At 44.4% G+C, this 22,342-nt stretch carries 23 protein-coding genes; 2 read left to right on the plus strand and 21 right to left on the minus strand.

Annotated features, from left to right (window positions below; genetic code table 11):
- Positions 1–85 precede the first annotated feature (85 nt).
- Positions 86–1,549, minus strand: a complete 1,464-nt coding sequence (gene guaB, locus QV280_RS09990) for an IMP dehydrogenase (protein WP_023403786.1) — start codon at positions 1,547–1,549, stop codon at positions 86–88.
- Between the two features lie 208 nt (positions 1,550–1,757).
- On the opposite strand from guaB, the gene xseA reads away from it, so the two are divergent.
- Positions 1,758–3,107, plus strand: coding sequence for an exodeoxyribonuclease VII large subunit (gene xseA, locus QV280_RS09995; protein WP_152819508.1), 1,350 nt, complete (start codon positions 1,758–1,760; stop codon positions 3,105–3,107).
- Here xseA and QV280_RS10000 read toward each other — a convergent pair.
- The 20 genes from QV280_RS10000 to trmJ form a co-directional block, all read right to left on the minus strand.
- On the minus strand, positions 3,104–3,337 hold the full coding sequence (locus tag QV280_RS10000; RefSeq protein ID WP_152819507.1) for a zinc ribbon domain-containing protein: 234 nt from the start codon (positions 3,335–3,337) through the stop codon (positions 3,104–3,106). The two genes, xseA and QV280_RS10000, sit on opposite strands and share 4 nt — an antisense overlap.
- 445 nt (positions 3,338–3,782) lie before the next feature.
- A complete protein-coding gene (der, locus tag QV280_RS10005) occupies positions 3,783–5,270 on the minus strand; it encodes a ribosome biogenesis GTPase Der (RefSeq protein ID WP_152819506.1) in 1,488 nt (495 codons plus the stop codon).
- A gap of 454 nt (positions 5,271–5,724) precedes the next feature.
- Complete coding sequence (bamB, locus tag QV280_RS10010; protein WP_152819505.1) at positions 5,725–6,885, minus strand: outer membrane protein assembly factor BamB; 1,161 nt, start codon at positions 6,883–6,885, stop codon at positions 5,725–5,727.
- Between the two features lie 11 nt (positions 6,886–6,896).
- Complete coding sequence (locus QV280_RS10015) at positions 6,897–7,511, minus strand: YfgM family protein (RefSeq protein ID WP_367869514.1); 615 nt, start codon at positions 7,509–7,511, stop codon at positions 6,897–6,899.
- 11 nt (positions 7,512–7,522) lie between these two features.
- A complete protein-coding gene (gene hisS, locus QV280_RS10020) occupies positions 7,523–8,791 on the minus strand; it encodes a histidine--tRNA ligase (RefSeq protein ID WP_261822952.1) in 1,269 nt (422 codons plus the stop codon).
- Between the two features lie 42 nt (positions 8,792–8,833).
- Positions 8,834–9,955: a flavodoxin-dependent (E)-4-hydroxy-3-methylbut-2-enyl-diphosphate synthase gene (gene ispG / locus QV280_RS10025; protein WP_152819503.1), complete on the minus strand. Its 1,122-nt coding sequence runs from the start codon at positions 9,953–9,955 to the stop codon at positions 8,834–8,836.
- Positions 9,956–9,957: 2 nt separating this feature from the next.
- Positions 9,958–10,884 (minus strand): RodZ domain-containing protein, encoded by a 927-nt coding sequence (locus QV280_RS10030; RefSeq protein ID WP_152819502.1) that lies wholly within the window; start codon positions 10,882–10,884, stop codon positions 9,958–9,960.
- A 49-nt stretch (positions 10,885–10,933) separates the two neighbouring features.
- Entirely contained in the window at positions 10,934–11,608 is a 675-nt protein-coding gene (gene pilW / locus QV280_RS10035) for a type IV pilus biogenesis/stability protein PilW (protein WP_023405593.1), read from the minus strand.
- A 63-nt stretch (positions 11,609–11,671) separates the two neighbouring features.
- Positions 11,672–12,787, minus strand: coding sequence for a bifunctional tRNA (adenosine(37)-C2)-methyltransferase TrmG/ribosomal RNA large subunit methyltransferase RlmN (locus QV280_RS10040; protein WP_023405592.1), 1,116 nt, complete (start codon positions 12,785–12,787; stop codon positions 11,672–11,674).
- A 156-nt stretch (positions 12,788–12,943) separates the two neighbouring features.
- Positions 12,944–13,372 carry a nucleoside-diphosphate kinase gene (gene ndk, locus QV280_RS10045; RefSeq protein ID WP_023405591.1) on the minus strand — a complete coding sequence of 143 codons (429 nt, stop codon included), beginning with the start codon at positions 13,370–13,372 and terminating at the stop codon, positions 12,944–12,946.
- Between the two features lie 84 nt (positions 13,373–13,456).
- The gene (pepB, locus tag QV280_RS10050) at positions 13,457–14,746 is read right to left on the minus strand and encodes an aminopeptidase PepB (RefSeq protein WP_152819501.1); all 1,290 of its coding nucleotides are present in this window, start codon (positions 14,744–14,746) and stop codon (positions 13,457–13,459) included.
- 224 nt (positions 14,747–14,970) lie between these two features.
- Positions 14,971–15,165, minus strand: a complete 195-nt coding sequence (iscX, locus tag QV280_RS10055; protein WP_023405589.1) for a Fe-S cluster assembly protein IscX — start codon at positions 15,163–15,165, stop codon at positions 14,971–14,973.
- Positions 15,166–15,193: 28 nt separating this feature from the next.
- On the minus strand, positions 15,194–15,532 hold the full coding sequence (gene fdx, locus QV280_RS10060; RefSeq protein WP_023405588.1) for an ISC system 2Fe-2S type ferredoxin: 339 nt from the start codon (positions 15,530–15,532) through the stop codon (positions 15,194–15,196).
- 12 nt (positions 15,533–15,544) lie between these two features.
- Positions 15,545–17,395 (minus strand): Fe-S protein assembly chaperone HscA, encoded by a 1,851-nt coding sequence (gene hscA / locus QV280_RS10065; protein WP_152819500.1) that lies wholly within the window; start codon positions 17,393–17,395, stop codon positions 15,545–15,547.
- Between the two features lie 22 nt (positions 17,396–17,417).
- Complete coding sequence (gene hscB / locus QV280_RS10070) at positions 17,418–17,933, minus strand: co-chaperone HscB (protein ID WP_152819499.1); 516 nt, start codon at positions 17,931–17,933, stop codon at positions 17,418–17,420.
- Between the two features lie 68 nt (positions 17,934–18,001).
- Positions 18,002–18,325, minus strand: a complete 324-nt coding sequence (gene iscA, locus QV280_RS10075) for an iron-sulfur cluster assembly protein IscA (protein ID WP_023405585.1) — start codon at positions 18,323–18,325, stop codon at positions 18,002–18,004.
- A 45-nt stretch (positions 18,326–18,370) separates the two neighbouring features.
- Positions 18,371–18,754, minus strand: coding sequence for a Fe-S cluster assembly scaffold IscU (iscU, locus tag QV280_RS10080; protein ID WP_023405584.1), 384 nt, complete (start codon positions 18,752–18,754; stop codon positions 18,371–18,373).
- Between the two features lie 33 nt (positions 18,755–18,787).
- Positions 18,788–20,002 carry an IscS subfamily cysteine desulfurase gene (locus tag QV280_RS10085; protein ID WP_152819498.1) on the minus strand — a complete coding sequence of 405 codons (1,215 nt, stop codon included), beginning with the start codon at positions 20,000–20,002 and terminating at the stop codon, positions 18,788–18,790.
- Positions 20,003–20,029: 27 nt separating this feature from the next.
- A complete protein-coding gene (gene iscR, locus QV280_RS10090; protein WP_023405582.1) occupies positions 20,030–20,533 on the minus strand; it encodes a Fe-S cluster assembly transcriptional regulator IscR in 504 nt (167 codons plus the stop codon).
- A 112-nt stretch (positions 20,534–20,645) separates the two neighbouring features.
- Entirely contained in the window at positions 20,646–21,377 is a 732-nt protein-coding gene (gene trmJ / locus QV280_RS10095; RefSeq protein ID WP_152819497.1) for a tRNA (cytosine(32)/uridine(32)-2'-O)-methyltransferase TrmJ, read from the minus strand.
- 156 nt (positions 21,378–21,533) lie between these two features.
- Between trmJ and suhB the strand changes: the two genes are divergently transcribed.
- A complete protein-coding gene (gene suhB, locus QV280_RS10100; protein ID WP_152819496.1) occupies positions 21,534–22,337 on the plus strand; it encodes an inositol-1-monophosphatase in 804 nt (267 codons plus the stop codon).
- The last annotated feature ends 5 nt before the right edge of the window (positions 22,338–22,342 follow it).

The raw sequence follows: 22,342 nt of genomic DNA on the forward strand, positions 1-22,342 counted from the left end.
ATCTGTTACCCCTATAAATAGAGGCAGTTAGGTTGGTTTTTGCTAAGTTGAATCCCTTGAACTCAAGGGATTCATCGACGCAAAATTAACCTAGGCGGTAGTTTGGAGCTTCCTTGGTGATCTGCACGTCGTGTACGTGTGATTCATTCAGACCAGCGCCAGAAATACGAACAAACTCAGCTTTAGTACGCATATCTTCGATAGTTGCAGAGCCAGTTAGACCCATGCTAGAACGCAAACCGCCCATTTGTTGGTGAACGATTTCTTTTAGGCGACCTTTGTAAGCGATGCGACCTTCGATACCTTCAGGAACGAGTTTGTCTGCTGCGTTATCTGTTTGGAAGTAACGGTCAGATGAGCCTTGAGACATAGCTGCAAGAGAACCCATACCACGGTAAGACTTGTATGAACGACCTTGGTAAAGAATAACTTCACCCGGTGCTTCTTCAGTACCCGCGAACATAGAACCTACCATCACACAAGATGCGCCCGCTACGATAGCTTTACAGATATCACCTGAGAAACGGATACCACCGTCAGCAATAACTGGAATATCAAATTCTGCAGCAACTTCAGCAGCGTCTGCCACTGCAGTCACTTGAGGAACACCAACACCAGTAACGATACGAGTAGTACAGATTGAACCCGGGCCGATGCCCACTTTAACTGCACTAACACCTGCGTCGATTAGCGCACGAGCGCCTGCGCCAGTAGCTACGTTACCACCGATAATTTCTAGATCAGGGTAAGCGGCGCGAGTTTCACGAATGCGGTTTAGTACGCCTTCAGAGTGACCGTGAGAAGAGTCGATAAGTAGCACGTCAACGCCAGCTTCTACAAGAGCGGCTACACGTTCTTCGTTACCAGCACCTGCGCCAACTGCAGCGCCTACACGTAGACGGCCACGCTCATCTTTACAAGCGTTTGGTTTACGTTCTGCTTTATGGAAGTCTTTTGCAGTGATCATGCCGCGTAGTTTGAACTCGTTGTTCACAACTAATACTTTCTCAACGCGAGCTTCGTGCATTTTCTCTTGAACTTCTTCAGGAGATGCACCTTCAGTTACTGTTGCTAGACGCTCTTTAGGAGTCATCACTTCAGACACTGTTTTGCTCATGTCAGTCACAAAGCGAATGTCACGACCAGTAATGATGCCCACAAGCTCTTGGCTGTCAGTCACTACCGGGAAACCGGCAAAACCGTGTTTTTCAGTAAGCTTAAGCACTTGATCAATGGTTTGTTCTGGACGAACAGTAACAGGATCAGAAACGATGCCCGCTTCAAAGATTTTAACTTGGCGAACCATTTCGGCTTGCAAAGCAATAGGCATGTTTTTGTGAATAAAACCAATTCCGCCTTCTTGAGCTAATGCGATAGCTAAGCGAGCTTCTGTAACTGTATCCATAGATGCAGAAATCATTGGGATATTTAGATTGATATTCTTCGTCAAGCGGGTGCGAAGATCCGCTGTATTTGGGAGAACGGTGGAGTGAGCTGGAACCAGTAGGACGTCGTCGAAGGTCAGCGCTTCTTTGGCAATACGTAACATTTGCAATATCTCACAATAGAGGTGGTAAAGTAAGGAAACCAATCATTTATACGGGCTGTATTAAATAGTTGGAATTGATATTGCGGATGGATTATACGCAGAGCGCAATCGTTTTGCTACTCATTTTTTGAAATTTAATTTGCCTTTTACCTATTGCTGTGTATTATATTGGAGCTATCTTCCATACCCATGTCTGAAGAGCGTCAATTTGCCCTCCCCGCAATCCAATAATATTTTTACTGTTTCACGCCTCAATGCTGAAGTGCGCTTACTCCTAGAAAATGAAATGGGAGTGGTTTGGCTTATCGGTGAAATTTCCAATTTTTCATCTCCAGTGTCTGGACATTGGTATCTAACTCTTAAAGATTCCCGTGCCCAAGTGAAGTGCGCCATGTTCCGTGGCAATAATCGTCGTGTGACTTTCCGCCCTGAAAACGGCAAGCAAGTTTTAGTCAAGGCGCGCTTATCGCTGTATGAACCGCGTGGTGATTATCAGCTGATCATTGAATCTATGCAGCCTGAAGGCGATGGTCGTCTGCAGCAGCAGTTTGAAGCGCTGAAAATGCAATTGGCCGCTGAAGGCCTGTTTGCCCAGTCGAATAAACTGCCATTACCAGAACACCCAAAATGCATTGGTATCGTCACCTCCTCTACTGGAGCTGCTTTACACGATATTCTACAAGTATTGAAAAGACGCGATCCTAGCCTACCGGTGATCATCTACCCAACTATGGTGCAAGGGGAAAGTGCTTCCATTAGCATTGCCCAGACGATTGGCCTAGCCAATGAGCGCAATGAATGTGATGTATTGATTGTCGGTCGTGGCGGCGGTTCATTGGAAGATCTTTGGTGTTTTAACAACGAGATAGTGGCGCGAACCATTGCCTCTAGCCAAATTCCAATAATCAGTGCCGTGGGTCATGAAGTGGATGTGACAATTGCAGATTTTGTGGCAGATATGCGCGCCGCGACACCATCGGCCGCCGCTGAGCTAGTTAGCCGAGATCAGAGCTTTAAGTTGCAGGGTCTGCTTGCCAAGCAAAAGCAACTGATGAATGCGATGAATCGTTATCTGACACAGCAGCAGCAACAAATCTTGATTCAAGAGCATCGATTAGACAAGCTGCACCCTAAGCATCAATTGCAAAAACAAAGTCAGCAATTAGATGAAAAAGAGGCGCAATTAAAACGTGCAATGCTTGGACAAATTAGCGCCATAAAACAGCGTCTTTCTCGTTTGCAGATGCGCCTTGAAATGCATGCTCCTGCCAACAAAATTGCCAAGCAACAACAAAATCTAGTGTATTTAGAACAGCGACTAAATAAGGCTATTCAAAGCCAAGTTCGTCAAGATAGGCACCAGTTTGAGTTGTTGACAGAAAAACTAGACGCGGTAAGCCCGTTAGCGACTATGCGCCGTGGTTACTCTATCTCAACCAAAAATAACCAAGTGGTTACGCAAGCAACGCAACTCAAACAAGGTGATACCTTAGCCACTCGTTTTGCTGATGGTGAAGTAACGTCAAGCGTACAATCAATAAACGCGGCGCAATCTTAACTGCTTTCTACTCTCGTAAACTCAACACGAGCTCGAGACTTTGACTTGAGCTCGTTGCAAGCGGCATTACAAAAGTAACTGGCTGCGCCACAGGCTTGCAGTTTTTCCAACTCCGCATCGCAATCAGGGCAAAAGGCTAACTTTTTATAGTGCGCCTGACAGCCTGCACAATAATACTGACCATCCCATTGCAGTTCTTGATTACACTCAGGGCAAATGTTTTGTGTCATTCGCTACTCTCCACTGTTGAATGATGCTACTCATCAAAGCCATTAATTTATCTTAAAAATAACCTATAGTTTCACATAGCTTGCACAGATAAAATGAGTTTGATTAAATAGCCATCAATTTATGTTCATTGTTGCTTATTCTTCTATCAAAACCGCCGCATTACAGCTTTAACATGATCTTTGTTTGATCTTCTACTTTATTGCTCGTGATCAGCCTTCTACCGTAAAAAGAACATTTATATAACCACACACCGAAAGCATAAGTTACATATGCTGTTTTTCAATTTACAGAAGATTATTATTCTACCCTCTGTATTTTGAATGGCATTTTAAGAATAAAATAAAAAGATCTCCTATATCGATTTTGTGTAATTGTCCTCTTTTTAGGGTAAAAAAAAGCCGCTTCGGCGATCGAAGCGGCTTTAAAAATGATAAAGCGTAACTGTTACTTTTTGCTACTGCGGCCTTTCAGCATTTGTGACAAACGTTTTTTCTTACGCTCTTGCGAGATTGTCATCTTGCTAGATTTACCCTCAAATGGGTTTTCACTGCTTTGGAACTGAATACGAATTGGTGTACCCATGATCTCTAAAGAGCGGCGGTAGTAGTTCATCAAGAAACGCTTGTATGACGCAGGAAGCTCATTAACCTGATTACCGTGTATAACAACGATAGGTGGGTTATAACCGCCTGCGTGAGCGTATTTAAGCTTCACACGACGGCCTCTAACCAATGGTGGTTGGTGATCGTCGGTTGCCATTTTCATAATGCGAGTAAGTACCGAAGTACCCACACGGGTTGTCGCCGATTTATACGCTTCTTGTACAGATTCGAACAAGTTACCAACACCAGTACCATGCAATGCAGAGATAAAGTGGATACGCGCGAAATCAACGAAACCAAGACGACGATCAAGCTCTTTCTTAACGCGTTCTTTAACGTCAGTATCAAGACCATCCCACTTATTCACAGCAATCACAATAGAACGACCAGCGTTCAATGCAAAACCAAGTAAGCTCAGATCTTGATCTGAAATATTTTCACGAGCATCGATAACCAATAATACTACGTTGGCATCTTCAACCGCTTTCAGCGTTTTTACCACTGAGAATTTTTCTACCGTTTCGTTAATACGACGACGACGACGAACACCCGCAGTATCAATCAATACGTATTCACGCTCATCCCTTTGCATTGGGATATAAATTGAATCGCGTGTCGTGCCAGGCATATCGTAAACCACAACACGTTCTTCACCTAAAATACGGTTAGTCAGTGTCGATTTACCTACGTTTGGACGGCCGATAATCGCCAGTTTGATAGGCTGATCTTGCAGACGCTTGAATTCTTCTTCTGCTTCTTCTTCGGTGTACTCTAGCTGTTCTTCTTCGTCTTCAAAGCCAGTAAGGTCTTCAATTTCGCCTTGTTCTTTTAACAGGGCTTCAACGAATGGATCTAAAGCGCGATCAATCAATGCTGTCACACCACGACCGTGCGCCGCCGCGATTTGATACATATCATCTACACCTAACTGCCAAAATTCAGCACTCGCAGCGTCAGCATCGATACCATCAACTTTGTTTACTACCAGCATCGCTGGCTTTTCAATCTTGCGTAGGTGTTTAGCAATCGCTTCATCAGCAACGGTTAAGCCTGCTCGGCCATCAACCATAAACAGAACCACATCAGCTTCGTCAATCGCCGCTAGCGACTGCTCTGCCATTTTGGTTTCCACACCTTCTTCTGTGCCATCGATACCACCGGTATCAATAACAATAAACTCATGCTCGCCAAGCTTAGCTCGACCGTATTTTCTATCACGTGTCAGACCGGGAAAGTCTGCAACTAACGCATCTCTAGTACGAGTTAAGCGATTGAATAATGTGGATTTCCCTACGTTAGGACGTCCAACAAGCGCAACAACTGGAACCATAATGACCTCAAAGTAAAAGCGTTGTGTAGTTATACCAATCGTACTAAATAACTGATCATTCTAGCTTGTTAAAATACTCGATAACGGCGTTAGAATTTTTGATTGTAGAATAACTACTTATCAAAAAATTCTGCCTTGTTCTCGAGCATTTTTCCTGCGCTAGCTCTGATCACTTACTTAGTGTGATTGGTATTATTGGTAAATATATGCTTATACCAATTCCGATAAGTCAGTGTTCATCAAACCCGATAGCAAACAATTACTGCACAGCAAGCAATGGTTTGCACCTTAATACATAACACAAGGTATCGATGTAATCGGTAAGTACGATCACATATTTATCGGAATGGGTATGACCTATAACTACACTAAAATTAATAACAAAACGGCTCTTAACTGTTTCCAGTCAAGAGCCAATTGCGAATTATATCACGTTATGGGAACGTCTGGAGATCTAATTGATCTTCATCATTTTAACGTCACCGTTGCGTGTTGTGATAACAAAACCATCTTCCACCTCTAAAGGTGCGACGGCAAATCCGCTATCATCTTCCATCTGTTGAGAGATGAACTCACCAGTATTACGATCTAGCCAGTATAGATAACCTTCGCTATCTCCAAGCACTAATTTACGATCGATAACCGCAGGTCCAGTCAACAAACGATATTCAAGCTGACGGTTTTCCCAAAGCTCTGTACCACTGCGAGCATCGACCGCAACAATATGATCTTTATCTGTCACTAGGTAAATATTACGACCATCGGTCGCCATATTTTGTGCAGAAGAATAGTTGCGTTTCCATGCCGCAGAGCCAGAACGAAGGTCGATAGCAATCAGCTGACCGTTAATACCAATAGTATATAACATACCGCCGATAACGAGTGGCTGAGCATCAGAGTCAACTAAGCGATCAATCTCAGTGGCACCTTTTGGTGTACCAACTGGTTGCTGCCAGATCATTTGACCGCGATCCACTAGTGCCGCCGCTAAACGACCATTAGACGTACCCCAGAATACACCACCAGAAACCGCAACCGGAGAACTGGTTCCACGTAAAGTCAGAGTGGGTACTTCAGTACTCACAGTCCACTTTTCGTTACCGGTTTCTTCATCTAGTGCGACTAACGCGCCGCGAGTAGTATGCACAAGCACAAGGTTTGAGTCAGTTTCTGGCACTGATAAGACTTCGCCATCCACCTCTACTCGCCACTTCTCTTCACCTGTGGCTGCATCTAACGAAATCACTTCGCCGTTTTCAGAACCAATGAAAAGCTGTCCGTAAGAGGCTTTAATGCCACCGGCCAAACGAGCTGGGACATCTTTTTCTAAATCGACAGACCACACTTTATCACCGGAGGTGGCATCAAATGCTGCCACATCACCATCACGACTCGCCACAAACACTTTGTCATAAGCGTAAGCTGGCGTCAGCTTTGAAAAGTATTGTCCAACACCATCACCCACTGAGGTAGACCAGACAACAGAAGGCGTAAATTGACTTTCTACAACTGGTACTGGCGCCATAATAATGGTGTCTTCTTCGCTAGCACACCCGACTAACGCTACAGTAAATGTAGTGAGAAGTATGCGACGAAGCCACTTGTTAGTTAGCATGCTAAGCGATCCTATTTGGCTAAATCATCAAGTTTGAACTGGATAGTTTGGCTAGCATCTGTAGCTTGTTGTGCTGCAGAATATGCTGTGTATGCACCTTCACTATCACCGTTGCGAAGCAATAAATCGCCTTTTAGCTCAGCAATACGACCTTCCCAACCAGCTGCTTTTAGCGTGTCTAGTTCAGCAATTGCTGCATCCAGTTCGCCTAGCTCAGCTTTAACACGCACAGCACGCAAAGCGATAACCGGCGTAAGAGCTTCGTCTTTAGTATTGGCTTTTGCCCACTCAAGTTGAGTCAAAGCAGACTTGTAATCCGCTTGAGCTACTTGAGCTTGTGCAAGTTGCAATGCAGCCAGTACCGCGTATTCACGGTCAGAGTGAGCATTGATAAAGGCTTGAATGTCATCAGAAGCTTCTAAACCTTTAGTGTTCAGTGCTTGAATAGTTTCTGCGTACTCAGCCGCTGCGTCTTCTTGACCTGTGACGATTGAATCTTGGTAGTAACGCCAGCCAAATAAACCACCTAGGCCAATTACTACACCTAAAACGACTGCTTTACCGTTTTCTCTCCACCAATCCTTGATGGCTTCAACTTGTTGTTCTTCGCTATCGTACAATTCCACGACGGATCCTCTTAAATGAATTCTTTTAGTTTGTTTACCAGATCTGCTTGCGCGATAGTGATTTGTTCACCGCCGATGAGATCCTTTATTACGACATTATTCTCTGACACTTCGTTTTCGCCCAGCACTAGCGCAACTGCAGCACCGACTTTGTCAGCTCGTTTAAATTGTTTTTTGAAATTGCCACCGCCGAAGTGATTCATAACACGCAGCTCTGGCAATTGCTCACGTAACTCTTCAGCAAGTTTCATTCCCGCTAACATAGTGCCTTCGCCTGCTGTCACAACATAAGCGTCTACAGAGCGACGAACATCAGCAAGCTCTAACGTTTCTAGCATTAGCACTAGACGCTCTAAGCCCATAGCAAAACCAACTGCTTTAGTTGGTTTACCACCTAACTGCTCAACCAGTCCGTCGTAGCGACCGCCACCACATACTGTACCTTGAGAGCCAAGGCTTTCAGTGATCCACTCGAATACGGTGCGGTTATAGTAATCTAAACCACGCACTAAGCGTTGATTAACTTGATATTCGATACCAGCCGCATCGAGAAGTTCACATAAACCAGCAAAATGTGCTTTAGATTCAGGGTCTAAGTAGTCAGCTAGGCGTGGAGCCTCACCTAAAATCGCCTGAACATCAGCGTTTTTGCTATCTAAAACACGCAATGGGTTGGTGTACATGCGACGTTTGCAGTCATCATCTAAAACATCAATGTGCTGTTCTAGATATTCAATCAATGCAGTGCGGTAATTAGCACGCGCTTCTAGAGAACCAATCGAGTTCAGCTCTAAACGTACGTGTTTGTCGATGCCTAACTCACGCCATAAACGCGCCGTCATCATGATCAATTCAGCATCAACATCAGGGCCATCAAGACCAAACACTTCCACACCACATTGGTGGAACTGGCGGTAACGGCCTTTTTGTGGACGTTCGTGGCGGAACATAGGTCCCATGTACCATAAACGTTGTTCTTGGTTGTACAGCAAACCATTTTCGATACCAGAGCGTACGCAACCTGCGGTACCTTCTGGACGTAGTGATAGGCTATCGCCGTTACGGTCTTCAAAGGTGTACATTTCCTTTTCAACCACATCGGTAACTTCACCGATAGCACGACTAAATAAGTTCGTCATTTCGACGATTGGCATACGCACTTCATTGTAACCGTATGCGCTGACCACACGCTTAACTGTCGACTCTAATTTCTGCCAAAGAGGCGATTGAGTAGGAAGGCAGTCATTCATGCCTCGAATTGCTTGGATTGTTTTTGCCACTATTAAATACCGTATATTGTCAGGGCGTGCGCCCTGAAACATTTATTTTTGAATATTGTTCACATCGATGCGATTTTGCGGATCGAGTTGACTCGCTTTAGCGCGGATCTTAGCTTCAAGCTGATCGATGACATTATCGTTATCAAAACGTTCTTTCTGGCGTTTGCCATCAAGATAGTAAGCACTCTTTCTATTGCCACCGGCGATCCCCATATGAGAGACCTCAGCTTCACCAGGACCATTCACTACACAACCAATAATGGACACATCCATAGGTGTAATGATGTCTTCTAGTCGCTGCTCTAGTGTATTGACCGTATTGATCACATCAAATTCTTGACGTGAACATGTAGGACAAGCAATAAAGTTAATGCCACGAGAACGAATGCGTAGCGATTTAAGAATATCAAAACCCACTTTTACTTCTTCAACTGGATCAGCCGCCAGTGACACACGCAATGTATCACCGATGCCTTCAGAAAGAAGCATGCCTAAGCCTACTGCTGATTTCACCGAACCAGCGCGTGCGCCACCAGCTTCGGTAATACCTAAGTGCAAAGGTTGATCAATCTTAGTGGCAAGCAGTCGATAAGAATCTACCGCCAGAAAAACATCCGATGCTTTTACGCTCACTTTAAACTGATCAAAGTTAAGACGATCTAAAATATCCACATGACGCATAGCGGATTCAACCAGCGCTTCGGCTGTTGGTTCGCCATACTTTTCTTGAATTTCTTTCTCTAAAGAACCACCGTTTACGCCAATACGAATAGGGATATTCATATCACGCGCGCAATCGACTACCGAGCGAATTCGATTTTCATTGCCGATATTTCCTGGGTTGATGCGTAGGCAGTCTACCCCGTATTCCGCCACTTTTAAGGCGATTCGGTAATCAAAATGAATGTCCGCGATCAGTGGGACTTCGACTTGTTGCTTAATGATTTTAAACGCTTCTGCGGCATCCATTGTTGGAACAGAAACGCGCACCAAATCAGCGCCTACTTTCTCTAAGGCATTGATTTGCGCAACCGTGGCTGCAACATCCGTGGTACGGGTGTTCGTCATCGACTGTACAGCGATGGGAGCCCCATCGCCAATGGGTACGCCGCCGACATAGATTCGTGTCGAAGGGCGACGCTTTATTGGTGATTCTTGATGCATAATTACTCTGCAGTGAAACGTGCTACTTTGCCCGCAGTATACCTAGAAAGGTCGATAGGTTCACCCGAAATTGAAAGTGAAACCACCTCTGGGGCGCCAAGTACGAATTTGAAAGGACCTTCACCGTCCAACTCAAGTTTCTGTCCTTCTTTTTTTACGCCAGTCCATAGAGTCTTACCACGGACATCTTGGATTTGGATCCAACAATCAGCAGTAAAGCTCATCGCAATTTTAGGCGCATTCTCAATTGCTTTTGCGGCAGTCTCAGTGGTTGATTCATGCTTTGGCACTGTCGCCACCAGCACGGTATCTTTTTCTGTATTCGTCGCCGCTTGAGTACCTGCGTCGCTGTCACTTGCTAACGTTGTTTCTTCATTTGCAGGCTGCGGATTGGCAACTAATTCAGGTGCAACGTTTGCCTCTGAAACTTCGCCATCAACGGGAGCGCTGACTTCGGTTGTCGCAAGATCATTGACAATAGCGTCAGTATTTTGTTCGCTCTGCCACCACCAAACCGCTGAGATACCTATGATGATAGTAAAAATACCCCAAGTGAGCTTCATAATATTATTATCATGCTTCTTTTTCTTGGTCTGTTGAGAAAAGCTCTGCATGCTGTCTTCATGAGGCTGAACTAACAAAGAGCTATCAAGTAATTCAACAATGGCTTTTTCATCAGCACCCACCGCGCGCGCATACGAACGAACGTATCCACGGGTAAATGTATGCACTTGTCCTTCTTGAAAGTCGTTACTTTCAATGCCTTGTATAATGGCTAATCTCAACCGTAAGCGATCTGCGATCTCTTTTTGGCTGATTCCTAAAGATTCTCGCTTGGCACGTAAAATATCACCAATCATGGCTGTGTTCGTATCGCCATCGGTTGAATCAGAATGCTGTTCTTCTACGTTGTTTGAGTCTTTGTTCATTATTTTGATTACTTCATTCTAATTAGGAAGTTAAATTAAGGATCGACCATCAATAATTCATAGATGATTTGCGATCAAGTTCATCTTGTAATTGTTGCACTTCTACTCTTGGACCAAACCTTGAGTGAATAGTTTGCAATCTTTGTCGAGCTTCGCTAAATGCGCCGAAGTGAATCGACAATTTGGCCAACTCAATATGACTTCGGAAGCGTGATGGCTCATACTCTAAAGACTTATGAAAATAAGTTTCAGCCAGCCTAAAATCGCCCTGCATTATTGCACAGATACCTGCATTTTCGTAGCTTGCGGCAACATACTCATAACGGGTCTGTTTTATCGCTTGCTTAAACTGCTTCTGAGCGGATCTGTATTTTTTCTGTCGGCATAAGAATACGCCGTAATCATTTAGCACAGTACCGTCATACGGTGATTGGGCTAATGCTTTTTGATACCAAATATCAGCAACATTAGGCTCTGATACTTGCTGGTAATAATAGGCTATTGCAGAGGAAGCGCGTACATAATTGGGCGCATAACGGTATGCTAAGTCAAGATTTTGCTTTGCTCTGACATTGTACCCAAGGGCAAGGTAGTTTATACCCAGCTCTATACGAGCATCCGCAGCTTTGAGGGGGTTAAATTTCGCGGTTCCAGCCTCGCTATCAACTGTAACACAACCGAAAGTAAGACTGAGTAAAAAAAGTGTGACCAATCCTTTAAACATAAGGTTCCCCGGCAAGTATTATCGGGGAACCTCACGCCATGTAATTAACTAGTTTAATATCTGTTATAGAGTTTTAACAGGAATGGCTTCCCCAGTGTTTCGCTGAGTACGCTTAGTTCGGTCAATAACATCACCGACTAATTGACCACATGCCGCATCAATATCATCGCCACGAGTCTTACGTACAGTTACCGTGTAATCGTATTGCATCAAGGTTTTCATGAAACGATCAATGCGTGAATTACTTGGCTTCTTATAAGGTGAACCAGGATATGGATTAAAAGGTATTAAATTGATCTTTGCTGGGGTGTCTTTTAGCAATTCTGCGAGTTGTCTCGCATGCTCCATGTCATCATTCACATGATCCAACAAGATATACTCAACGGTCACTTTGCCACGGTTCGCATTTGAAGTTGCAATATAACGACGTACCGACTCTAAGAATTCTTCAATATTCCAACGATCATTGATTGGCATGATCTGGCTACGTAATTCGTTGGTTGGGGCGTGCAATGAGATCGCTAGCGCCACATCGATATTACCTGTCATTTGGTCAAGACCAGAAACCACACCAGAAGTAGACACAGTGACGCGACGCTTAGATAAGCCAAAGCCTAAATCATCTAACATGATGTTCAATGATGGCATCAGGTTATTCATATTCAGTAATGGTTCACCCATGCCCATCATTACCACGTTGGTAATAGGGCGACGGCCTGTCTCTTTTTCGATACCAATTTCACGTGCAGCACGCCAAATTTGACCGGCAATCTCAGATACGCGTAAGTTACGGTTGAAGCCTTGCTGACCCGTTGAACAGAATTTACATTCTAGTGCACAGCCTACTTGAGAAGAAACACACAAGGTGGCTCTATCGCCATCAGGGATATAGACCGTCTCTACGTCTTGATCGCCTACGCGCATAGCCCATTTGATGGTGCCATCGCTAGAGTATTGCGCATCAGACACCTGCGGAGCACGGATCTCAGTAAGGCGTTGCAATTTTTCACGCAACTTCTTATTTAAGTTGGTCATTTTCTCAAAGTCATCATAACCAAAGTGGTATATCCACTTCATTACCTGCTCTGCGCGGAATGCTTTTTCACCTAACTCATCAGCGAAGTACTGACGGAGTCCTTGGCGATCAAAATCAAGCAGATTAACTTTAGCTTTAGTCATGGAGCCTCTCAACAACGAACATCAAATCTCGGGGCGCAGATTGTACAGTGTTTGTGCAACCGCAACAACAATTATGTGAGCGAAGTAGAAGAAAGCGAAGAATTGAGTTTTAAAGGCTAGACCCTAATAAACTAGGGCCTAGTCGCTGTTTTAGCTTTAGGTTCTTGGATGGATTTCTGAAGCTGGGAAGAAAAACTCAATTTCACGAGCTGCAGAAATTGGGCTATCTGAGCCGTGTACCGAGTTGTAACGCATGCTAAGCGCATGGTCAGCACGAATAGTGCCACAAGCGGCTTGCTCAGGGTTAGTTTTGCCCATCAACTCACGATAACGAGCAATTGCGTCTTCGCCTTCAAGCACTTGCACCATAATAGGGCCAGAGGTCATAAACTCTTTAAGCTCCGAAAAGAATTCCTTTTCAGCATGTTCGGCATAAAATCCACCCGCCTGCTCATCGGTTAGATGTAGCATTTTTGCGGCTACAATACGTAGACCTGCTTGTTCAATTCGCTGATAAATAGTTCCGATGATATTGCGTTTTACCGCATCCGGTTTCACGATAGAAAATGTTCTTTCAATGGCCATTTATATTCCTTATAGCTCTTGAACCGTCTAAGACAGTTGTTTTGTTTCTATAAAAAAAGGCCCCAAAGGGACCTTAATTTCTAATTATTGATTGTTTAGAAGGTTTGCTAGTGTACGAATACCCATTCCTGTACCTCCAGCAGCCCACTTGTCTGAGGCAGACTTGCGATATGCCCCTGCACAATCAAAATGCAACCAACCCGTTTTATAATCTTCAACAAAGTAGGATAAGAACGCCGCTGCTGTGGATGCACCTGGGGAGTAATCACCGCTACTGATATTGGAAAGATCCGCAAAGTTAGATGGCAACATACCACGATGGAAATCAGCCAAAGGTAGAGGCCATAGACCTTCTTTTTCTTCTGCTGCGCAAGCTAATGCTTGCTCCGATAGTGCGTTGTCAAAGCTAAGCAGTGCGTGGAAATCATTACCTAATGCATTTTTTGCCGCGCCAGTTAATGTCGCGCAATCAATGATCAATTCAGGGTGCTGTTCACTGGCGTAGATAAGGCCATCAGCCAACACTAGACGCCCTTCAGCATCGGTGTTCATCACTTCTACTGTTTTGCCATTTTTATAGGTGATGACATCACCTAGTTTAATTGCACGTCCAGAGATCATGTTCTCCGCACAACACAGGATCAATTTCACGCGTTTGTTTAAGCCGCGAAGAATCGCTAATGCTAGGCCACCGGTGATGGTTGCCGCGCCGCCCATATCAGACTTCATTGCGGTCATGAATTGAGAAGGTTTTAAGCTGTAACCACCTGAATCAAAGGTGATGCCTTTACCCACTAGACACGCCATTACAGGAGCGTCTGGGTTACCCGTAGGGTTAAAGTCCAGTTGTAGCATTGCTGAGGTGCGCGCAGAGCCGCGTCCTACTGCGTAAATACCTTCCCAACCGCCTGTTAGTAGATCTTTATCTTTAACAATGCGGTAAGTTACCTGACCTTCTTCGGCTACTGATTTAATCAGTTCACCAGCCATAGTTGCAAGCTGACGAGGTGCAACTTCTTCTGCACTCTTGTTGATGATGTCACGAGTCCAGTTAGCCACTTTAATGCGGTCTTGAAGCTCTTTTTCATCCGCTTCAGCCAGTGGTTGCCACTCGAGTGTGTTGTTACGTTTTGGATTACGGAAACTTTGTGCAAAAGACCAGATAGTTTCTAGATCCCAAAGCTCGCCTACTAAGCTGACTTCTTTAATACCTTGCCCATCTAATTTACGCGCTGCTTTTTGAATTGCGCTGTAATCAAGAGTTTGGCCAATATGGACTAAGCAACCTTGCTCTGTGTGAGAAAGAACGGCGTTTTCGCCCCATTGAGGTGCTGCTTTATCTGTAGATAATGATACTTGCATTGCTGTCGACATGACCTCTCCTTGCCCTATATTTTACTTATATATTTTCAAGATACAGGAATCCTAGTTCCTCTGACAGAGGAAACTCTGCTATGCCATGAAAAGTAAGATCCCCTTCCTAGCAAGCCCTGCCTGATAACTTACTTATGGAGCCTATTATGCCTAGGCTCAATGCCAAAAACATAAAAATCGGGCGCAAAGGCCCGATTTTTATTAAATAAATGTTAAGTAGACCGTTAATCTGCTTCATCTAGCCAGCAAAGGATGATGGCTTCTAGAATTTTTTCATTCGAATGATTTGGTTCATCATCAAACTCTTCTAGATCTAATATCCATTGATGTAAGTCGGTAAAGCGTACTGTTTTAGGGTCCATTTCAGGAAACTGTTCGACTAACTCAATAGCAATATCACGACTGTCTGTCCATTTCATGTCGCACTCCTTTATTTATGACAATTGATTAATGATCTTCTGAAGCGTGATTTAATGTATAACGAGGGATCTCAACCACAAGGTCTTCATCCGCAACCACGGCTTGGCAACCTAAGCGAGACTCTGGCTCAAGGCCCCACGCTTTATCTAACATATCGTCTTCTAGCTCTTCACTCTCTTCAAGAGAATCAAAACCTTCACGTACAATCACATGACATGTGGTGCAAGCGCAAGACTTCTCACAAGCATGCTCGATGCCGATGCCATTTTTCAAAGCTACATCTAATACTGTCTCACCTGAATTAGCCTCAAAAACAGCGCCTTCTGGACAGAGATCATCATGGGGTAAAACTACAATCTTAGGCATAGTACTTTATCTCTATATATCATCTACTGACTGGCCAGATAACGCCTGGCGAATCGATTTATCCATACGACGAGACGCAAACTCTTGGCTTGCTTTATCCGTCTTCTTAATTCCATCTTCAATTGCATCGGCGTTGTCACTATTACGCAATGCGATCAAATCTTCAATTACGCTAAGCAGTTGGGTGCGCTCTTGCTCACTCAATAACTCATCGCCGTCTGCTTGCAGTGCTGCAATTAGACCTTCAATAACACGATCCGCTTCTACGCGCTGCTCAGCTAACGCTCTAGCGTGCATATCTTCTTTGGCAAACGCCATTGAATCTTTCAGCATGTTAGTCACTTCAGTATCGCTCAAGCCATAAGAAGGCTTAACTTGGATCTCTGATTGAACACCGGTGCTTTTTTCCATTGCAGTAACAGACAATAAGCCATCTGCATCCACTTGATAAGTGACACGAATATGCGCGGCACCTGCGGCCATTGCAGGGATACCTTTTAAGGCAAACTTAGCTAGAGAACGACAATCATCAACCATCTCGCGCTCACCTTGTACGGTGTGCACTGTCATAGCCGTTTGCCCATCTTTGAATGTAGTAAATTCTTGTGCTCTAGCAACCGGAATAGTGGTGTTACGCGGAATGATTTTTTCCACTAAGCCACCCATGGTTTCAATGCCAAGAGAAAGTGGAATCACGTCAAGTAACAGCATGTCTGAGTCAGGTTTATTACCTGCTAGAATATCCGCTTGAATGGCTGCGCCAATCGCAACCACTTCGTCTGGATTAATGCTAGTGAGTGGCTCTCTATCAAAGAAATCACCTACCATTGAACGCACTAAAGGGGTACGAGTTGAACCGCCGACCATAACCACTTCAAGCACTTCATCGGTGCTAACTTCGGCGTCTTTAATCGCGCGGCGACAAGACATCAGTGTTTTCTTCACTAGTGAACGAATCAGATCGTCGAAAGTTTCTCGGCTGATCACGCCTTGCCAATCAAGTACCGAGACTTGAGTTTGTTCATTATCCGACAGTGCAATTTTGGTGCGCGCCGCAGCATTGAGCAAAATACGGGTTTGTTCCGCGGTTGGCGCGTCTAATCCCATTTCATTTTGAATGTGCTCGGCAAGAAGATGATCAAAGTCATCACCACCGAGAGCAGAATCACCGCCAGTAGAGAGCACTTCAAATACGCCTTTAGATAAGCGCAAAATAGAAATATCAAAGGTGCCGCCACCTAAATCATAAACCGCAATCACACCTTCTTGGGCGGAATCTAAGCCGTAAGCAATAGCCGCAGCCGTAGGTTCATTTAGTAGACGTAAGACATTTAAGCCCGCCAGTTTAGCGGCATCTTTAGTACCTGCTCGTTGCGCGTCATCAAAATACGCCGGAACGGTAATGACCACTCCGGTTAAATCGCCACCTAATGTTTTCTCGGCACGTTGCCCTAAGCTACGCAGAATATCAGCCGAAACTTCAATAGGGTTTTTACTGCCATTGTTGGTTTGTAAGATAGGCAAACCATTCTCACTATCCACAATTGAATACGGTAAATTAGGGTAGCGCTGCTTGATATCAGCCACAGAGCGACCAAGAAGGCGCTTCACTGAAATAATGGTGTTTTGCGGGTCACTTTCTGCAGCATCAATAGCTGAATATCCAACACTGACACTGTCAGTTTGATAATGCACCGCTGAAGGCAATATAGCGCGACCTTCAGAGTCTAATAACGGGCTAGCTTGGCCACTGCGCATTGAAGCTACCAGTGAATTGGTGGTACCAAGGTCAATACCTGCCGCAAGCTTGTGTTCGTGTGGTGCAGAACTTTGGCCCGGCTCTGCTATCTGAAGTAATGGCATGACATTCCTATAATTTGTACGACTAACCGAGTAGTCTTTCTTCTAATCGTTCAATTTCTACTAATAATTTAGCGATAAACTTAAGCTTTCTTACGCTGTCTGCAGCTGCAACCCAATCTTCATTATTCAATTGCTGCTCAACAACTTGTAATTGCTGTTTGTGCATTTTGGAGACTTTCTCTGCAAAATCAAACAACCGGTCTTCTGCGCTATCACTGTCACCGATCTCTTCAAGCTCTTCCCTTAATTCCATCTGTTGCATTAAAAATAGAGGGTCTTGCATGGTTTGTTGTTCGGCACGAATATCATGCTGGTTTTCGGCCAAGATATATTCTGCGCGAGAGATGGGATTTTTAAGGGTTTGATAAGCATCATTGATGGTCGCTGCTTTCTGAACGGCCATGAGTCGATCTCGTTCGGAAGCGGTAGCAAATTTATCGGGATGAAAACGACGCTGTAATTCTCTAAATTGAGAAGAAAGAAGGCCACCATCCACTGTAAATTGTGTCGGTAGCCCAAATAGTTCGAAGTGGTTCATAATGAAACTCTCGATATCTTAAAGAGAGAGGGCCCATCTGATGACGAGCCCAAGCCTTAACTCGCTAGTTAAACGTTGAAGCTCTCGCCACAACCACATTCACTCTTAGCGTTTGGATTGTTAAATTCAAATCCTTCGTTAAGACCTTCTTTTACGTAATCTAACTCTGTACCATCAAGGTATACAAGGCTCTTGGCATCGATTACAACTTTCACACCGTCATGCTCGAAAACACTGTCTTCTTCGTTTACTTCATCTACGAATTCAAGCACATACGCCATACCTGAACAGCCGGTAGTCTTTATACCTAAACGTAAGCCGAAACCTTTACCTCGACTGTCTAGAAAAGCTCTAACGCGTTCTGCCGCGGTTTCTGTCATTGTGATGGCCATACTACAACCTTTATTGCCAATGAGGGGGAGCTCCCCCTCTAGTTATTACTCTTGATGTTTTTTCTTATAATCTGATACCGCTGCTTTAATAGCATCTTCGGCAAGAATAGAACAGTGCACCTTAACCGGTGGCAGCTCTAACTCGTCAGCAATTTCAGAGTTTTTAATTGCAGCGGCTTCGTCTACCGTTTTGCCTTTTACCCACTCAGTTACAAGTGAACTTGAAGCAATGGCACTACCACAACCGTAAGTTTTAAATTTTGCATCTTCAATAATGCCCTCTGGGGTCACTTTGATCTGCAGTTTCATTACGTCACCACACGCGGGTGCACCTACCATACCGCTACCTACGTTTGGATCTTCTTTATCAAAAGAACCAACGTTGCGTGGGTTTTCGTAGTGGTCAATTACTTTTTCACTGTAAGCCATAATATTGTCCTCTAATCCTCTACTTCCTTGGAATTAGTGATGTGCCCACTCTACAGTGTCCAAATCAATGCCTTCCTTGTACATATCCCAAAGTGGAGATATGTCGCGTAATTTAGTTACCGCTGTGCAAATTTGCTCAGCAGCGTGGTCGATTTCTTCTTCAGTGGTGTAACGACCAAAGGAGAAGCGTACTGAACTGTGTGCAAGTTCATCATTTAAACCTAAAGCACGAAGTACGTATGAAGGTTCAAGGCTTGCCGAAGTACATGCCGAACCTGAAGAAACCGCTAAGTCTTTTAATGACATAAGCAGAGACTCACCTTCAACAAAAGCAAAGCTTACGTTCAAGTTGTTTGGTACACGTTGCTCAAAATCACCATTCACAGTAACGGCTTCAAGACCTTTGATTTTATCCATCAAACGGTTACGTAGCGCCAGTGCGTGTTGGTAATCTTGTTCCATTTCTAGCTTAGCGATGCGGAATGCTTCACCCATACCCACAATTTGATGAGTCGGTAATGTGCCAGAACGGAAACCACGCTCATGACCGCCACCGTGCATTTGTGCTTCTAGGCGAATACGTGGTTTACGACGAACATAAAGTGCGCCAATCCCTTTCGGACCGTAGACTTTATGTGCAGAAAGAGAGATAAGATCCACTTTCATTTCTTGAACGTCGATAGGTAGTTTACCCGCTGATTGCGCGGCATCTACATGGAAAGTAATTTTGCGTTCGCGACACATTTCACCAATTGAAGTGATGTCTTGAATAACGCCGATTTCGTTGTTTACATGCATGATAGAAACAAGAATGGTGTCTTCGCGAATGGCGTCTTGCAGCTTGTTCAGATCAATTAGGCCATTAGGTTCTGGCTGTAGGTAAGTTACCTCAAAGCCTTCACGCTCTAATTGGCGGCATGGATCTAAAACCGCTTTATGTTCTGTTTTACAAGTAATAATGTGCTTGCCTTTCTTAGAATAGAAATGCGCAGCACCTTTAATCGCAAGGTTATCAGACTCGGTTGCACCAGATGTAAATACGATTTCACGAGGATCTGCATTCAATAAATCTGCGATATTCTCACGCGCCGTGTCGACCGCTTCTTCTGCTTGCCATCCATATCGATGTGAACGAGAGGCTGGGTTACCGAAGTTACCATCCATCGTCATATGCTGGAACATCTTCTTCGCAACACGTTCATCGACTGGGCAAGTTGCTGAGTAGTCTAAATAAATTGGCAGTTTCATTATTTACTCCAAGTAAAACTGTTTGCTCTATGAGCGGACATTGATGCCGATGGCTTCTGCAATTGATCTAGAGCTAAATCCATGATTTGACGCTAAATCCATGTCTTGGCGACCTGAAATTTCTAAAACTTCATTATCTTGCATCAACTCACCTAAGGTGATGTTGTTTAAAAAATCGCTAATTCGAGAACTCAAATCTCGCCACAGGGTATGAGTAAGACAACGTACGCCTCCCTGACAACTAGCTTTACCGTTACAACGAGTCGCTTCTACAGACTCATCAACCGCTGAGATAATAGTGCCAATAGCGATAAATTGCGCTTCTTTGCCCAAATTATAACCGCCACCAGGACCTCGAACACTTGCTACTAAACCTGCTTTACGCAGCTTTGAAAACAACTGCTCCAAATAAGAGAGAGATATACCTTGGCGCTCCGATATATCGGCCAGTGGTACTGGGCCACACTGAGAATGCAATGCTACATCAAGCATGGCGGTTACGGCATATCTTCCTTTCGATGTAAGCTTCATATCACACTCTTTCCGATTACGTTTGATAGGGAAAGTCTCCCATACCCGACAAAAACGGTCAAGTATTTATTTGACCAATTTACTCAAGTATTTATCCCCAAACTTAATACGGTTATTTTTTGTGCGATATTTCCTTTTGTACTGCGGTCAGTACGCCACGTAAAATGTTGATTTCTTGGGCTTCAGGACGAGCACGACTAAACAGTCTTCTCAGCTTACTCATTACCTGATTTGGTTTATCCTTTTCAATAAACTGGGTATCAACAAGGACATTTTCAAGGTGTTGATAGAACATTTCTAGCTCATTGTGTCTTGAATAAACAGCAGGCTCACTCTCTGGGTACTGAGCTTTGTCACTTTCAAGAAAGGCCATACGCACTTCATAACAAAGGGTTTGCACCGCCATTGCTAAGTTTAATGAACTGTACTCTGGGTTAGCAGGGATTGCGACATGGTATTGGCAAAGCTGTAATTCATCGTTTGTCAGGCCCGTTCTTTCACGACCAAACACTAATGCAACTTGTGAATGAGTTCCTTCTTGTACAAACTTAACGCCACACTCACGCGGCTCAAGCATAGGCCAGTTTAAGGTGCGAGAACGCGCACTAGAACCGACAACAAGGGCGCAGTCTGCGACAGCTTCTTGCATCGTAGAAAAGATCTGAGCATTGTTCACCACATCGTCCGCACCGGCGGCTAACGCCATGGTTTGATCGTCTATTTCACATTGAGGATCAACCAACACCAGTTGCTTGAGTCCCATCACTTTCATTGCTCTTGCTGCTGAGCCGATATTTCCTGGGTGAGAGGTTCCCACCAACACCACTTTGACGTTTTGTAACATCAAGCTTACCTCTGTTTATTAGAACCGAAGCATGTTATCACATACCCATAGTGGCGCAAAAAAAACACACGAACAAAAAATAACCACTTCCCTTTTGCCAAGAACTTGCTTATACTCCGCACCGCTTTCGTTCTTTAACATCCGTTGGGTATAACTATGCATCCTATGCTAAATATCGCTATTCGCGCTGCGCGAAAAGCTGGCAATCATATTGCGAAATCTCTAGAAACTGCTGACAAGATTGAAGTCTCGCTAAAAGGCGAAAATGACTTCATGACTAACATCAATAAAGACGCAGAACATGTGATTATCGATACCATCAAGTCTTCTTACCCTGACCACAGCATTGTTGCTGAAGAGTCTGGTTTGACTGCTGGTAAAGATGACGCAGTTCAATGGATCATTGACCCACTGGATGGCACCAATAACTTCGTTAAGGGTATCCCACACTTCGCTGTATCTATTGCTGTTCGCATCAATGGTAAAACAGAAGTTGCTTGTGTTTATGACCCAATGCTTAACGAGCTATTCACTGCACAACGCGGTGCTGGCGCTCAGCTAAACAACTCTCGCATCCGCGTAAAACAACTTAAAGATCTTCAAGGTACTGTGCTTGCTACTGGCTTCCCATTCAAGCAAAAACAACACTCTGAATCTTACTTTAAAATCATGAGCTCTCTATTTACCGAAGTAGCTGACTTCCGTCGCACCGGTTCTCCTGCTCTTGACCTATGTTACCTTGCAGCTAACCGTGTTGATGGTTACTTTGAACTTGGCCTTAAGCCTTGGGATCTTGCTGCTGGCGACCTTATCGCTCGTGAAGCTGGCGTGATTCTTACTGACTTTGCTGGCGGTACTGATTACATGAAGTCTGGCAACATTGTTGGCTCTAGTGCTCGCGGCGTTAAAAACATTCTTCGTCACATCCGTGAAAACGCAAACGAAGGTATGTTGAAGTAATCGCC

The organism is Vibrio sp. B1Z05 (genome assembly GCF_052955985.1).

Bases quoted from the DNA above. Each gene is read 5' to 3' on its own strand.
- guaB (WP_023403786.1), bottom strand. From the start codon at position 1,549: ATGTTACGTATTGCCAAAGAAGCGCTGACCTTCGACGACGTCCTACTG.
- QV280_RS10000 (WP_152819507.1), bottom strand. From the start codon at position 3,337: ATGACACAAAACATTTGCCCTGAGTGTAATCAAGAACTGCAATGGGAT.
- der (WP_152819506.1), bottom strand. From the start codon at position 5,270: ATGGTTCCAGTTGTTGCGCTTGTTGGACGTCCTAACGTAGGGAAATCC.
- bamB (WP_152819505.1), bottom strand. From the start codon at position 6,885: ATGCTAACTAACAAGTGGCTTCGTCGCATACTTCTCACTACATTTACT.
- ispG (WP_152819503.1), bottom strand. From the start codon at position 9,955: ATGCATCAAGAATCACCAATAAAGCGTCGCCCTTCGACACGAATCTAT.
- QV280_RS10030 (WP_152819502.1), bottom strand. From the start codon at position 10,884: ATGAACAAAGACTCAAACAACGTAGAAGAACAGCATTCTGATTCAACC.
- pilW (WP_023405593.1), bottom strand. From the start codon at position 11,608: ATGTTTAAAGGATTGGTCACACTTTTTTTACTCAGTCTTACTTTCGGT.
- QV280_RS10040 (WP_023405592.1), bottom strand. From the start codon at position 12,787: ATGACTAAAGCTAAAGTTAATCTGCTTGATTTTGATCGCCAAGGACTC.
- ndk (WP_023405591.1), bottom strand. From the start codon at position 13,372: ATGGCCATTGAAAGAACATTTTCTATCGTGAAACCGGATGCGGTAAAA.
- pepB (WP_152819501.1), bottom strand. From the start codon at position 14,746: ATGTCGACAGCAATGCAAGTATCATTATCTACAGATAAAGCAGCACCT.
- iscX (WP_023405589.1), bottom strand. From the start codon at position 15,165: ATGAAATGGACAGACAGTCGTGATATTGCTATTGAGTTAGTCGAACAG.
- fdx (WP_023405588.1), bottom strand. From the start codon at position 15,532: ATGCCTAAGATTGTAGTTTTACCCCATGATGATCTCTGTCCAGAAGGC.
- hscA (WP_152819500.1), bottom strand. From the start codon at position 17,395: ATGCCATTACTTCAGATAGCAGAGCCGGGCCAAAGTTCTGCACCACAC.
- hscB (WP_152819499.1), bottom strand. From the start codon at position 17,933: ATGAACCACTTCGAACTATTTGGGCTACCGACACAATTTACAGTGGAT.
- iscA (WP_023405585.1), bottom strand. From the start codon at position 18,325: ATGGCCATCACAATGACAGAAACCGCGGCAGAACGCGTTAGAGCTTTT.
- iscU (WP_023405584.1), bottom strand. From the start codon at position 18,754: ATGGCTTACAGTGAAAAAGTAATTGACCACTACGAAAACCCACGCAAC.
- QV280_RS10085 (WP_152819498.1), bottom strand. From the start codon at position 20,002: ATGAAACTGCCAATTTATTTAGACTACTCAGCAACTTGCCCAGTCGAT.
- iscR (WP_023405582.1), bottom strand. From the start codon at position 20,533: ATGAAGCTTACATCGAAAGGAAGATATGCCGTAACCGCCATGCTTGAT.
- trmJ (WP_152819497.1), bottom strand. From the start codon at position 21,377: ATGTTACAAAACGTCAAAGTGGTGTTGGTGGGAACCTCTCACCCAGGA.
- suhB (WP_152819496.1), top strand. From the start codon at position 21,534: ATGCATCCTATGCTAAATATCGCTATTCGCGCTGCGCGAAAAGCTGGC.